The organism is Streptomyces aureus (assembly GCF_001418135.1).
GTDB classification, from domain to species: domain Bacteria; phylum Actinomycetota; class Actinomycetes; order Streptomycetales; family Streptomycetaceae; genus Streptomyces; species Streptomyces aureus_A.
Genome location: NZ_LIPQ01000096.1, coordinates 1 through 13034, shown reverse-complemented (window position 1 = coordinate 13034; position 13034 = coordinate 1). Strand labels below are relative to the sequence as shown.

Below are 13034 nucleotides of genomic sequence, written 5' to 3'. Positions count from 1 at the left end.
GACCCGTGCGGGGAGAGGAACCAGCCATGACCGTGTACGCGTACGTCGACGGCCCCCTGGGCGAGATGCTGCTTGTCGGGCGGCTCGCCGAAGGGGGCCGTGCCGTGCTGCGCTCACTGTCCCTGCCGGGCCAGAAGGGCGCCGTCGAGGTCGAGGGCGGGTGGACCCTGGCGCCCGAGGCCTTCACCGAGGTCGCCGGGCAGCTCGGTGAGTACTTCGCCGGGCGGCGCGACCGGTTCGACCTGCCGCTCGACGGCGGCGCCGGGACCGAGTTCCAGCGGCGCGTCTGGCGGGCGCTGGAGGAGATCCCGTACGGCACGACCGTCTCGTACGGCGAGATCGCCCGGCGGGTCGGCTCCCCGGGCGCGGGTGTACGGGCCGTGGGGACCGCGATCGGGCGCAATCCGCTGCTCGTGGTGCGGCCCTGCCACCGGGTGATCGGAGCCGACGGCGGTCTGCGCGGGTACGCCGCGGGGGTCGACCGCAAGGAGCGGCTCCTCGGCCTGGAGGGAGCCCCGGTGTGACCGAGGGGCTGTTTCCCCGCGAGCGGACGACGGTCGCGCCCGGCGCGGTGCACGTGCCCGCGTGGCTCCCGCTCGCACGGCAGCGGGAGTTGGTGGACGCCTGCCGGGAGTGGGGGCGGGGGCCGGTGCCGTACCGGCAGACCGTGCTGCCCGGAGGCGGGGTCATGTCGGTGCGGTCGCTGTGCCTGGGCCGGCAGTGGGTGCCGTACCGCTATCTCGACTCCGTCGGGGTTCCGTTTCCCGACTGGCTCGTGGGCCTGGGCCGGGAGGCGCTCGTCGAGGCGTACGGGGACGACGGCGGGTTCACTCCCGACACCGCGCTCGTGAACTTCTACGCGCCGGGGGCGCGGATGGGCATGCACCAGGACCGCGAGGAGCGTTCGGGCGCGCCGGTGGTGTCGCTGAGCCTCGGGGACCGGTGCGTGTTCCGCTTCGGCAACGAGGAGAGCCGGGGACGGCCGTACCAGGACGTCGAGCTGGCCTCCGGTGATCTGTTCGTGTTCGGCGGGGCCTCGCGGTGGGTCCATCACGGGGTGCCGAAGGTCCGGCCGGGTACGGCCGATCCCGCACTCGGGCTCGCCGGGCGACTCAACATCACCCTGCGGGAGACGGGGCTCCCGGCCCTGTCGCCGCACTCCCCTCCGCGCCCCTTGGGGCGACGACGGGAGTTTGACGACAGGGCCTAGGCTGCGGCGCATGAGTGCTGAGCTGCGCCGGTCCTTCGGTGTCTTCGACGCGGTCGTGATCGGGCTCGGTGCCATGGTCGGGGCCGGGATCTTCGTCGCCCTCGGGCCCGCCGCGGCGGCCGTCGGGTCCGGGGGCGGGCTGCTTCTCGCGCTCGGGATCGCCGCCGTCGTCGCGTACTGCAACGCCATGGCCTCGGCTCGGCTCGCGGCCCGGTACCCGAGTTCGGGTGGCACCTATGTGTACGGTCGCGAATGCCTCGGATCGTTCTGGGGGTACCTCGCCGGCTGGGCGTTCGTGGTCGGCAAGACGGCCTCCTGCGCGGCGATGGCGCTGACCGTCGGCGCGTACGTGTGGCCGGAGCACGCGCACGCGGTGGCGGTGGCCGCCGTGGTGGCCCTGACGGCCGTCAACTACGGGGGAGTTCAGAAGTCGGCACTGCTCACCCGGGTGATCGTGGGGATCGTCCTCGCGGTCCTCGCCGCGGTCGCCGCGGTCGGCCTCGGGGCCGGCGGGACGAACCCGCTCCCCCTCGGCGCGGAGCTCACCGCCAGCGGGGTTCTGCAGGCCGCGGGTTTGCTCTTCTTCGCATTCGCGGGGTACGCGCGCATCGCCACCCTCGGCGAGGAGGTCCGCGACCCGGCCCGGACGATCCCCCGGGCCGTGCCCCTCGCGCTGGGCATCGCGCTCGCCGTCTACGCGCTCGTCGCGGTCAGCGTGCTCACCGTCCTCGGCCCCGAGGCCCTCGCCGTCTCCCCCGCGCCGCTGACGGACACCGCCCGGGCGGCGGGCGCCGCGTGGCTGGTGCCGGTGGTCGCGGTGGGCGCGGCCGTCGCCGCCCTCGGCTCGCTGCTCTCGCTGATCCTCGGGGTGTCCCGTACGACCCTCGCGATGGCCAGGGACGCCTACCTGCCGACCGCGCTCGCGGCCGTCCACCCCCGTTTCCAGGTACCGCACCGGGCCGAGCTCGCGGTGGGCGCGGTGGTCGCCGTCGTCGCGGCGACGGCGGACGTGCGGGGCGCGATCGGTTTCTCGTCCTTCGGGGTGCTCGTCTACTACGGCATCGCGAACGCCTCCGCCTGGACCCTGGGACCCGCGCGCCGGCCGCTCGCCGCGCTCGGGCTCGCCGGGTGCGCGGCCCTCGCCTTCGCGCTGCCGCTCGGCGCCGTCCTCGCGGGGTCCGGGGTGGTCGCCGCGGGCGTGGTGGCGTGGGCGATCAGTCGAGGACGAGCCGTGTCCCCGCCTTCCTGAGGGCGTCGGTCAGCTCCTCGAAGGTCGCGGGACGGTGTCCGAGCCACGGCTGGACACCCAGGCAGGCGCGGGCCACGTCGGCCCGGTGCCAGACGAGCGTGATGCCCGCCCACTCCTCCCCGAACACCCCGGCCTCACCACCGGGCCCGCGGCCGGGGCCGTACACCGCCTCCCCGAGGGCGCACAGGAACGACGTCTCGTCGACGACATCGGTCCCGTCGAGGTCGTACGTGGCCCCCGGGGTGATCTCCGGGGCGCCGTGCGGCCGACGGACGGCCTGTCTCAGCCACTCGCCGCGCGCCGCACCGGTGAACCGCCGCCAGGTACCGGGCTCGGCGGGCCTGCCGCCGAAGAACAGGTCCCAGACCTCGCGGGTCTGCGGCGGCACGAGCCGCGCGCGGGGGAAGGCCACGGTCAGGTCGACCAGGCCGCGGTGGTCGGCCGAGGTGTCCCAGCCGGTGACGCGGCCCGCCTCGCCGCCGTCGTGCAGATCCCCCACCCAGGCCAGGACGCGGTAGTCGACCGTCCCGAACTCCTCCGCCCCGGCGGCGAGCGCGTCGCGCAGCGCCCCGCGCGGGGAGCAGCCGCGGAAGGTGACCTCGGTGTGCGTGACCTCCGGCGGCGGTTCGGGCGAGATCCGTATCAGGTTCGCGCAGCGGGCCGGATGCGAGCCGTGGGGCCGTCGGCGCGGGCCGCCCGTGGTCTCGACGGTCACGGCGTCTCCGCGCGCGCCGAGGACGCGGACCCCTTCGAGCCGCCACAGGCCGTCGGGAACCTCCACGTCCAGCGTGCCGAGCGGCGCCGTGCCCTCCACGAGCGCCTCGGTGACGGCCCTGGCGAGCTCCCCGCGCGGCTCGCAGCCGCGGAGCTCGTAGCGCACGGGTGGCACCGGCACGGGCTCCCCGTACAGGCCGTCGACGTCCTTGCAGAGGGCGACGGCGTACGAGCCGGAGAGGAGCGCGTAGCGGGGGTTCTGCACTCAGCGGCCCGCGTAGCCGTAGGCCTGGTCGGTGGGGATGATCTCCTTGCCGAGGGGCAGCAGCGACACCGGGATCATCTTGAAGTTCGCGATGCCGAGCGGGATGCCGATGATCGTGATGCAGAGGGCGATGCCGGTGGTGATGTGGCCGAGGGCGAGCCACCAGCCGGCGAGGATCAGCCACAGGACGTTGCCCACGCAGGAGGGCGCGCCCGCGTCCCGGCGGTCCACGACCGTGTGCCCGAACGGCCACAGTGCGTACAGCCCGATGCGGAACGCGGCGAGTCCGAAGGGGATGCCGATGATCGTGATGCAGAGCAGGACGCCCGCGAGCATGTAGCCGAGGAACATCCAGAATCCGCAGAGGATCAGCCAGATGATGTTGAGGATCGTCTTCACGGGCGTCGACCTGCCATCTGTTCGAGCCGGGCGATGCGCTCGGCCATCGGCGGGTGGGTGGAGAACATCTTGGACAGGCCCTTCCCGGGCCCGAACGGGTTCGCGATCATCATGTGGCTCGCGGTCTCGATCCGGGGCTCGGCGGGCAGCGGCAGCTGCTTGGTACCGGCGTCCAGCTTCCGCAGGGCGCTGGCCAGGGCGAGCGGGTCGCCGGTGAGCTGGGCTCCGGAGGTATCGGCCTCGTACTCGCGGGAGCGGGAGATGGCCAGCTGGATGACCGAGGCGGCGATCGGGCCGAGGATGAGGATCAGGAGGTATCCGAGGATGCCCGGTCCGTCGTCGTCGCTGGAGCGGCCGACCGGGATCAGCCACGCGAAGTTGACCAGGAACATGATCACGGAGGCGAGCGCTCCGGCGACCGAGGAGATGAGGATGTCCCGGTTGTAGACATGGCTCAGCTCATGGCCGATGACCCCGCGCAGCTCGCGCTCGTCGAGGATCGCGAGGATGCCCTCGGTGCAGCACACGGCGGCGTTGCGCGGGTTGCGGCCGGTCGCGAAGGCGTTGGGCGCCTGGGTCGGCGAGATGTAGAGCCGCGGCATGGGCTGGCGCGCCTGCGTGGAGAGCTCCCGCACCATCCGGTAGAGCGCGGGTGCCTCGAACTCGCTGACCGGACGGGCGCGCATGGCCCGCAGTGCCAGCTTGTCGCTGTTCCAGTACGCGTACGCGTTGGTGCCGAGCGCCACGAAGAGCGCGACGATCAGCCCCGTACGGCCGAAGAAGCTGCCGATGACGATGATGAGGGCGGAGAGCCCTCCGAGAAGTACGGCGGTCCTCAGCCCGTTGTGCCGGCGGTGCACGGTACGCCCTCCAAGTGGTGCGGCAGGGGAACCCTTTGCTGCGTGGTCATATCCACTCGTCCAGTGGACCCTTCCGTACTGGTCAACGCCAGGCGGGAGGTTCGGGTTCCCCCGGCCGCACCGGGGGCGCCGGTGGCGGGGTGTGGGCCGTTCGGGTGATCAGCGGGCGGCCGGGATCTTCTCCTCGAAGATGATGGTCGGCTCGACCTCGCTGGTGCAGTGGGCGCAGCGGGAGGCGATGGCCGGGATCTCCGTGAAGCAGCGGGGGCAGTCGCGCTTCTCGGACTTCGGGTCGGCCGCCTTCTCCCTCGCGAACCGCTCCTGGACCTTCGTCAGCGGGGCGACGATCAGGAAGTACAGGACCGCGGCGGTGATGACGAAGGCGATGGCGGCGGAGATGGCGAGGCCGTAGGGGAAGACGGTCCTGCCGACGTGGAACTGCGCGTCGTTGAAGTTGCCGACGGTGCCGGTGGCGAGACCGATGAGCGGGGTGATGAAGGCCTTGCTGAAGCCGGTGACGACCGCCGTGAACGCCGTTCCGACGGCCAGACCGATGGCCATCGAGATGACGTTCCCGCGAAGTATGAAGTCCTTGAATCCGTTCAGCACGGTGTTTCCCGCTCCTGGTGTTTCGTCGTGTGGGGGGTCAGAACAGGCTGTCCGTCGCGAAGCGGAGCGCGATCTGCGGGTAGCCCGACAGGACGACGCCGGCGGCGGCGGTCAGCACGATCGCCAGGGTGATCGGCGCGGGGACCGTGTGGGGTACGGGGGTCCCGGCAGGCGTCTCCCGTACCGCGCCCTCCGGCGTGCGGAACAGCAGTGCCGTCCAGCGGAGGTAGTAGTACAGCCCGATCACGACGTTGACGCCCATGATCACGGCCAGCCAGCCGAGGCCCGCGTCGACGGCCGCCGAGAAGACGGTCACCTTGGCGAAGAGGCCGATGATACCCGGGGGCAAACCGGCCAGATTCAGGAGGAAGAAGGCGAGCGCGAGGGCGGCGGCGGGGCTCGTCGCGTACAGGCCCCGGTAGTCCGCGATCCGGTTCTCGGGGTGCCGGCGGGCGACGAGCGCGACGACGGCGAACGCGCCGAGGTTCACCACGGCGTACATCAGGGCGTACGCGACGGTGGCACCGATCTGGTCGTCGCTGGAGTACGCGGCGGCCGCGATCGGCACGAGCAGGTAGCCGGCCTGGGCGACGGAGGACCAGGCGAGCAGCCGGACCGCGCTCCACGCGCGCGTGGACAGCTGCCGGAGGGCCGCCACGTTGCCGACGGTCATGGTCAGCGCGGCGAGGGCGGCCAGCGCCGGGCCCCACACGTCGGCGTACGAGGGGAAGGCGACGACCGTCACCAGGATGAGCCCGGTGAAGCCGACGGCCTTGCCGACCACCGACAGGTAGGCGGCGACGGGCAGCGGGGCACCCACGTAGGTGTCCGGCACCCAGAAGTGGAAGGGGACGGCGGCCGTCTTGAAGGCGAAGCCGACGAGGGTCAGGGCCACGCCCGCCTCGGCGAGCGTCTGGAGCTGGCCGGGGACGTCGTCGAGGGACTGGGCGAGCTCCGTGAGGTGGAGGGTGCCGGTCGCCGCGTACACGAAACTCACGCCGAGCAGGGTGACGGCGGTCGCGGTCACGGAGGACAGGAAGAACTTGAGCGCGGCCTCGCCGGACATGCGGTCGCCGCGCTTGAGGCCGACGAGCGCGAAGGCGGGCAGCGAGGCCACCTCCAGGGCGACGACCAGGGTCGCGAGGTCCCGTGAGGCGGGCAGCAGCGCGGCCCCGGCGGCCGAGGAGAGCAGCAGGAACCAGTACTCGCCGGCCGGGAGCCTCTCGCGGGTCTCGGTGACGGAGAGCAGCGCCGTCAGGAGCGCGCCGCCGAGCACGAGCAGCTGGATGACCAGGGTGAAGTGGTCGGCCGTGTAGCTGCACGCGCCGGCCCGGGTGTCCGCGGTGAGGCAGAAGGTGGAGCGGTCGCCGGCCCGTAGCGGGACGAGGAGGGCGAGGGCGGCGACGAGGCCGGCGATCGCCGTCCAGCCGAGGAGCCGCTTGCGCTCCTCGGGGACGAACAGGTCGGCGACGAGCACGACGAGGGCGACCACGGCCGTGAGGGTGGGGGGCGCGATCGTGAGCCAGTCGACGGACTGGACGAGCGAGTCGTCGGCGAACGCCGTCACTGGGGTCATCGGATGCCTCCGGCGAGGAGCTTCTGGACGGCCGGGTCGGTGAGGCCGAGGAGGACCGCGGGCCAGAGTCCGGCGAGGACGGTGAGGGCGACGAGCGGGGTCCAGGCGGCGAACTCGTACCCCTGGACGTCGGCGATCGGCGTCTCCCCGGCGGGGCGGGGGCCGCCCATGCAGACGCGACGGACGACGAGCAGGAGGTACGCGGCGGTGAGGAGGGTACCGAAGGCGCCGATCGCCATGAAGGTGAGGAAGGCGGGGCGGCTGAGGCCCTCGGCGGGCTCGAAGGCGCCGAACAGGGCCAGCATCTCGCCCCAGAAGCCGGCCAGGCCGGGCAGGCCGAGGGAGGCGACGGCGGCGAAGGCGAGGAGGGCGCCGAGGCGCGGGGCGCGGCCGTAGAGGGCGGCGCCGGTGGCTCCGGCGAGGGTGTCGAGGTCGGCGGTGCCGTACCGGTCCTTGACGGCGCCGACCAGGAAGAAGAGCAGGCCGGTGACGAGACCGTGGGCGACGTTGGCGAAGAGGGCGCCGTTGACCCCGGTGGGGGTCATGGTGGCGATGCCGAGGAGCACGAAGCCCATGTGGCCGACGGAGGAGTACGCGATGAGGCGCTTGAGGTCGCCCTTGTTGCCGGGCCGCGCGAGGGCGAGGCAGGCGAGCGATCCGTAGATGATCCCGGCGACGGCGAAGGCGGCGAGGTAGGGGGCGAAGATCCGCATGCCGTCGGGGGCGATCGGCAGGACGATCCGGACGAAGCCGTACGTGCCCATCTTGAGCAGGACGCCGGCGAGGAGGACCGAGCCGACCGTGGGGGCGGCGGTGTGGGCGTCCGGGAGCCAGCTGTGCAGCGGCCACATCGGGGTCTTCACGGCGAGCCCGACGCCGATCGCGAGAACGGCGATGACCTGCACGGATGTGGTCAGTCCACGGCCGTTGTCAGCGGCGAGTGCCACCATGTCGAAGGTGCCCGCCTTCACACCGATGAGGAGCAGGCCGAGCAGCATGACGACGGAGCCGAGCAGCGTGTAGAGGATGAACTTCCAGGCCGCGGCCTGCTTGCCCTCGCCGCCCCAGCGGGCGATGAGGAAGTACATCGGGATGAGGACCATCTCGAAGGCCAGGAAGAACAGGACCAGGTCGAGGACGGCGAAGGTGGCGAGGGTGCCGGACTCCAGGACGAGGAGCAGCGCGACGAAGCCCTTGGGGGAAGGGCCGGAGGGCATCTTGAAGTAGCTGTACAGCGCGCAGAGGAAGCTCAGGAGCGCGGTCAGGACCAGGAGGGGGAGGGAGATGCCGTCGACACCGAGGTGGATCCGCACGTCGAGTGCGGGGATCCAGCTGATGTCCGTGGTGGCCTGCATCCTCGACGGCTGGTCGTGGTCGAAGCCCAGCGCGAGGACGATCGCGGCCAGCAGGATCACACCGGTGACGGTGACGCCGTGGCGGAGCACGGCCTGGTCCGGGGACTTCCCCTTCAGTCCCGGCGGGGCGGGGAGAAGGGCGGCGGCCGCGCCGAGGAGCGGTCCGGCGACGATCAACGCCAGAAGGAACTGCATCACGGATTCGCTGATATCGATCACGGCTCACGCTCCGGCGACGGCGTTGGCGAGGGCGACGGCGACGATCGCCAGGACGACGGAGCCGGCGAGCAGGGCGCTGAGGTAGGTCTGCACGTTGCCGGTCTGGGCACGGCGGACGAGCCAGCCGAGCCCCTTGGCGGAGGTGCCCGCGGCGCGGACGTAGGTGTCGACGACCTCGCGGTCCAGGAAGCGGACCAGGGAGGCGGCGGCGAGGACGGGGCGGACGAACGCCGCCCGGTAGACGGCGTCCAGGTGGAAGCCGTCGGAGGCGGGACCGTGCAGCGGGCCGAGGAGGGCGCGGCCGGGGTCGGCCGGGTCCTCGGCGGGGTGCGGCAGGTGCAGCGCCTCGGCCTCGACGAGACCGGCGTCGGCGTCCGGGTGGGCCACGTGCGGGGCGGGTGCCTGGGCGGCGGCCGTCACCCGGGTCCTGGCGGCGAGGGTGCGCCACAGCGCGTACGTGATCACGGCGCCGGCCGCGGCGAGGCCGGTGCCGAGGACGGCCGTGGTGACGGTCGGGGTGAGGTCGTTCCCGTCGAACCAGTCGTCGAGGTACGTGACCGCCAGACCGAAGCCCAGGGAGGGCACCGCGAGCACCCACAGCACGGACGTCATGGCGATCGGCTGGCGACCGTGGTCGGGGGCCTCCGCTCCCCGGCCGCGGAAGGTCCGCAGCCAGAGACGGAGCGCGTACGCGGCGGTGAGGAAGGCGGTCAGCAGCCCGGCGACGAGGACGGTCCAGCCGGCCCCGGCGGGGGCGACGGTCCGCTCTCCGAGCGCGGTGTGCTCGGCGGCCACCAGGACGGCCTCCTTGGAGAAGAAGCCGGCGAAGGGCGGGATCGCGGCGAGCGCGAGCAGGGCGACGGTCATCGTCCAGTACGCGTCGGGGATGCGCTTCGCGAGGCCGCTCATGCGGGACATGGCGGTCAGTGAGTTCGTACCGGCGGCGTGGATGACGGTGCCGGCGGCGAGGAAGAGCAGGGCCTTGAAGGCGCCGTGCGAGAGGAGGTGGAAGACGGCGGACCCGCGGTCGCCGACGGCGAGGGCACCGGCCATGTAGCCGAGCTGACCGATCGTCGAGTAGGCGAGGACCCGCTTGATGTCGTCCTGGGCGAGCGCGGCGAGCGCCGAGCCGACCATCGTGATCGCGGCCATCACGGCGAGCACCGTCATCGCGGCGGCGGAGGCGGCGAAGACGGGCAGCAGCCGGGCCGTGAAGTAGATACCGGCGGCGACCATCGTCGCCGCGTGGATGAGCGCGGAGACGGGGGTGGGGCCGGCCATGGCGTCCGGGAGCCAGGTGTGCAGCGGGAACTGGGCCGACTTGCCCGCCACACCGGCGAGCAGCAGCAGCGCGATCACGGTGGGGTGGTCGATCTCGCCGCGCGCGACGGCGCCGAGCACGCCCGTGATCTGGAACGTGCCCGCGTCGGTGGCGAGCGCGAAGAGGCCGATGAGGAAGGGGACGTCACCGAGCTTGGTGACGAGGAAGGCCTTCAGGGATGCGGCGCGCGCCTCGGGGGTCTCCCAGTAGTGGCCGACCAGGAAGTACGAGCAGATGCCCATGATCTCCCAGCCGACCAGGAGCACCATCAGGTCGCCGGAGTAGACGACGAGCAGCATCGCGGAGGTGAAGAGGGAGACGAGCGCGGCGTACGAGGCGTAGCGCGGGTCCTCGCGGAGGTAGCCGGTCGAGTAGATCTGCACACAGGTGGCGACGACGCCGACGAGGACGGCGACAAGGGCCGCGAAGCCGTCGATGTACAGGGACAGGTCGATGGGGACCGAGCCGGTGGGGGTGAGCTGGGTCGCGGCGTCGATGGCCTTCCCGCCGCCCTGCCGTACGGCGACGACCACGGCCAGGACCGCGGCGGCGACGGTGGGCAGCACGGCCAGCGGGCGGACGTAGCCGGGAGCGGTACGGCCGAGCAGGAGGCCGGCGACGGAGCCGAGGAAGGGGAGGAGGGGGACGAGGACGGCGAGGGTCGTGGTGGTCACGCGGTGGCCTCGGCCTTCTCGCCGGTGGGCGTGTCGTCGGTGGTCGCGCCGTCCTCGGTCGCGGTGTCCCAGGGCTGCGGCGGCTCCGCCGTGTCCCGGAGCCGGTCGATGTCCGAGGTGCCCCTGTTGCGGTGGACCATCAGGACGATCGCGAGACCGATGCCGATCTCCGCGGCGGCGATGGCGATGGTGAAGAGGGTGAGGGCCTGACCGGCGTGCAGGGTGTCGCGGAGCCAGACGTCGAAGGCGACGAGGTTGAGGTTGACGGCGTTGAGCATCAGCTCGACGGACATCAGGACCAGGATCGCGTTGCGGCGGGCGAGGACGCCGTACACGCCGATGGCGAAGAGGAGGGCGGCGAGGACGGCCGGGTAGGCGAGGTGCATCAGCGCTGCTCCTCCTTCTTCCTGCGGGAGAGCACGATGGCGCCGACCAGGGCGGCCAGCAGCAGCACGGACAGCGCCTCGAACGGCAGCACCCAGTGCCGGAAGAGGATCTCGCCGGACACCTCGGTGGAGCCCTGCACGGCTCCGTCGAGGTCGATCCAGGTCGTGCGGAACGCGTCGACGACCACCCAGACGAGCGCGCCCGCGGCGGCGAGCGCGACGGCGGCGGCCACCGGTCTGTTGCGGGAGTCGGCGTCCGGCGAGTGGCCGATGGGGGCCTTGGTGAGCATGAGCCCGAAGAGAAGGAGGACGACGACGGAACCGACGTAGATCAGGACCTGGACCCAGGCGATGAACTCGGCCGTCAGGATCAGGTACTCGACGGCGAGGCCGCCGAGCGCCACGACCAGCCAGAGCGCGGCGTGGACGAGCTGGCGGGTGGTGACGGTGACGAGGGCGGCGCCGAGGGTGACGAGACCGACGAGGAGGAAGGCGATCTCGACGCCGGTGGGCGAGAGGAAGCCGTGGGCCTCCTGGTTGAGCACGGGCTGCTGGGCGGCTTGCTGGGCGACGTGCCGAGCTGCGGCGAGGATCACGACTGCTCCCCCTGGGCCTGGGCTGCGGCCTCGGCCTCTGCTGCGGCCGCGGCCGCGGCCTTCTCCGCCGCCTTGCGGGCGGCCGCGATCTCCTTCGGCTCCTCCGCGCCGGGGTCGAGGGCGGGCGGTTCGGGAACCGTCCACATCCACTCGCGGAGCTTGTCGCGCTCGTGGGTCAGCTCGTGGATGTCGGTCTCCGCGTACTCGAACTCGGGCGACCAGAACAGCGCGTCGAAGGGGCACACCTCGATGCAGATACCGCAGTACATGCAGAGGGAGAAGTCGATGGCGAAGCGGTCGAGGACGTTCCGGCTGCGCTCGCGGCCACCGGGGGCGGCCGCCGGCACCGTCTCCTTGTGGGAGTCGATGTAGATGCACCAGTCGGGGCACTCACGGGCGCACAGCATGCAGACCGTGCAGTTCTCCTCGAACAGCCCGATGACCCCGCGGGTGCGGGGCGGCAGCTCGGGCTGGACGTCCGGGTACTGCGCGGTGACGGTCTTCCTCGTCATCGTGCGGAGAGTGACGGCGAGGCCCTTGGCGAGGCCCGAGCCGGGGATCGGAGGCATTACTGGATCGCCACCTTCACGATGCCGGTGAGCGCGATCTGCGCGAGCGCGAGCGGGACGAGGGTCGTCCAGGCGAGCTTCTGGAGCTGGTCCTCGCGGAGGCGCGGGTAGCTGACCCGCAGCCAGATCACGACGAACGCGAGGACGGCGGTCTTGAGCAGGGTCCACACCCAGCCGAGACCGTCACCCCCGAAGGGGCCGTGCCAGCCGCCGAGGAACAGGACGGTGGTGAGGCCGCACAGGACGACGATGCCGGCGTACTCGGCGAGCAGGAACAGCGCGAAACGGAGACCGGTGTACTCGGTGTACGCGCCGAAGATGATCTCCGAGTCGGCGACGGGCATGTCGAACGGCGGGCGCTGGAGCTCGGCGAGACCCGCCACGAAGAACACGAGGGCGCCGACGATCTGCCAGGGCACCCACCACCACTCGAAGGCGTTGAGGATGCCGGGGAGCGAGACGGTGCCGGCGGCCATCGCGACGGATGCGGCGGCGAGGAGCATGGGGAGCTCGTACGCGAGGAGCTGGGCGGCGGTACGGAGCCCGCCGAGCAGCGAGAACTTGTTCGCGGACGCCCAGCCGGCCATCAGACTGCCGAGAACGCCGACGCCCATCACGGCCAGCACGAAGAAGATGCCGGCGTCGACGACCTGCCCGACGGCGCCTTCGCTCGGACCGATCGGGATCGCGACGAGAACGAGGAGGTACGGGAGGAGGGCGACGGCCGGCGCGAGCTGGAAGACCCGCCGGTCGGCGTCCTTGGGGACGACGTCCTCTTTCTGCGCGAACTTCACGCCGTCGGCGACGAGCTGTGCCCAGCCGTGGAAACCACCGGCGTACATGGGGCCGAGGCGGCCCTGCATGTGGGCCATGACCTTGTGCTCGGTCTGGCCGACGACGAGCGGCAGGACGAGGAAGACGGCGAAGACGACGAGAAGCCGGAGGGCGACGTCGAGTACGTCGTTCACGCGGGATCGCCTCCGGCGGGGGTGGTGGGGTCGGTGGGGCCGCTAGGACCGGTCGGCTTGGTGG

General features: G+C 72.2%; 14 protein-coding genes. 3 read left to right on the top strand and 11 right to left on the bottom strand.

Going from position 1 to position 13034, the window contains the following annotated elements; genetic code table 11:
* The first annotated feature begins 26 nt into the window (after positions 1-26).
* From AOK00_RS09745 to AOK00_RS09735, 3 genes are read left to right on the top strand one after another with little or no spacing between them, the layout of a single operon-like run.
* Positions 27-524, top strand: coding sequence for a methylated-DNA--[protein]-cysteine S-methyltransferase (locus AOK00_RS09745; protein ID WP_055599912.1), 498 nt, complete (start codon positions 27-29; stop codon positions 522-524).
* Positions 521-1210: an alpha-ketoglutarate-dependent dioxygenase AlkB family protein gene (locus AOK00_RS09740; protein WP_107097350.1), complete on the top strand. Its 690-nt coding sequence runs from the start codon at positions 521-523 to the stop codon at positions 1208-1210. Before AOK00_RS09745 ends, AOK00_RS09740 begins: the two co-directional genes overlap by 4 nt.
* 10 nt (positions 1211-1220) lie before the next feature.
* Positions 1221-2459 (top strand): APC family permease, encoded by a 1239-nt coding sequence (locus AOK00_RS09735; protein ID WP_055599911.1) that lies wholly within the window; start codon positions 1221-1223, stop codon positions 2457-2459.
* On the opposite strand, the gene AOK00_RS09730 is transcribed toward AOK00_RS09735, so the two are convergent.
* The 11 genes from AOK00_RS09730 to AOK00_RS09680 all read right to left on the bottom strand — a co-directional run bounded on the left by AOK00_RS09730 (position 2425) and on the right by AOK00_RS09680 (position 12970).
* The gene (locus AOK00_RS09730) at positions 2425-3438 is read right to left on the bottom strand and encodes a hypothetical protein (RefSeq protein WP_055599910.1); all 1014 of its coding nucleotides are present in this window, start codon (positions 3436-3438) and stop codon (positions 2425-2427) included. The two genes, AOK00_RS09735 and AOK00_RS09730, sit on opposite strands and share 35 nt — an antisense overlap.
* On the bottom strand, positions 3439-3837 hold the full coding sequence (locus tag AOK00_RS09725) for a YccF domain-containing protein (protein ID WP_055599909.1): 399 nt from the start codon (positions 3835-3837) through the stop codon (positions 3439-3441). It abuts the gene before it with no gap.
* Positions 3834-4697, bottom strand: coding sequence for a zinc metalloprotease HtpX (htpX, locus tag AOK00_RS09720; protein ID WP_055599908.1), 864 nt, complete (start codon positions 4695-4697; stop codon positions 3834-3836). The genes AOK00_RS09725 and htpX overlap by 4 nt, the downstream gene beginning before the upstream one ends.
* A 159-nt stretch (positions 4698-4856) precedes the next feature.
* A complete protein-coding gene (locus tag AOK00_RS09715; protein ID WP_055599907.1) occupies positions 4857-5306 on the bottom strand; it encodes a large conductance mechanosensitive channel protein MscL in 450 nt (149 codons plus the stop codon).
* 37 nt (positions 5307-5343) lie between these two features.
* Positions 5344-6882, bottom strand: coding sequence for an NADH-quinone oxidoreductase subunit N (locus AOK00_RS09710; RefSeq protein WP_055599906.1), 1539 nt, complete (start codon positions 6880-6882; stop codon positions 5344-5346).
* Complete coding sequence (locus AOK00_RS09705) at positions 6879-8432, bottom strand: complex I subunit 4 family protein (RefSeq protein WP_055599933.1); 1554 nt, start codon at positions 8430-8432, stop codon at positions 6879-6881. Before AOK00_RS09705 ends, AOK00_RS09710 begins: the two co-directional genes overlap by 4 nt.
* A 27-nt stretch (positions 8433-8459) precedes the next feature.
* Positions 8460-10451 carry an NADH-quinone oxidoreductase subunit 5 family protein gene (locus AOK00_RS09700; protein ID WP_055599905.1) on the bottom strand — a complete coding sequence of 664 codons (1992 nt, stop codon included), beginning with the start codon at positions 10449-10451 and terminating at the stop codon, positions 8460-8462.
* Positions 10448-10837, bottom strand: a complete 390-nt coding sequence (nuoK, locus tag AOK00_RS09695; RefSeq protein WP_055599904.1) for an NADH-quinone oxidoreductase subunit NuoK — start codon at positions 10835-10837, stop codon at positions 10448-10450. Before nuoK ends, AOK00_RS09700 begins: the two co-directional genes overlap by 4 nt.
* The gene (locus tag AOK00_RS09690; protein ID WP_055599932.1) at positions 10837-11382 is read right to left on the bottom strand and encodes an NADH-quinone oxidoreductase subunit J family protein; all 546 of its coding nucleotides are present in this window, start codon (positions 11380-11382) and stop codon (positions 10837-10839) included. Before AOK00_RS09690 ends, nuoK begins: the two co-directional genes overlap by 1 nt.
* A 47-nt stretch (positions 11383-11429) precedes the next feature.
* Positions 11430-12002 carry a NuoI/complex I 23 kDa subunit family protein gene (locus AOK00_RS09685; protein WP_055599903.1) on the bottom strand — a complete coding sequence of 191 codons (573 nt, stop codon included), beginning with the start codon at positions 12000-12002 and terminating at the stop codon, positions 11430-11432.
* Positions 12002-12970, bottom strand: coding sequence for a complex I subunit 1/NuoH family protein (locus AOK00_RS09680; RefSeq protein ID WP_055599902.1), 969 nt, complete (start codon positions 12968-12970; stop codon positions 12002-12004). Before AOK00_RS09680 ends, AOK00_RS09685 begins: the two co-directional genes overlap by 1 nt.
* Positions 12971-13034 lie beyond the last annotated feature (64 nt).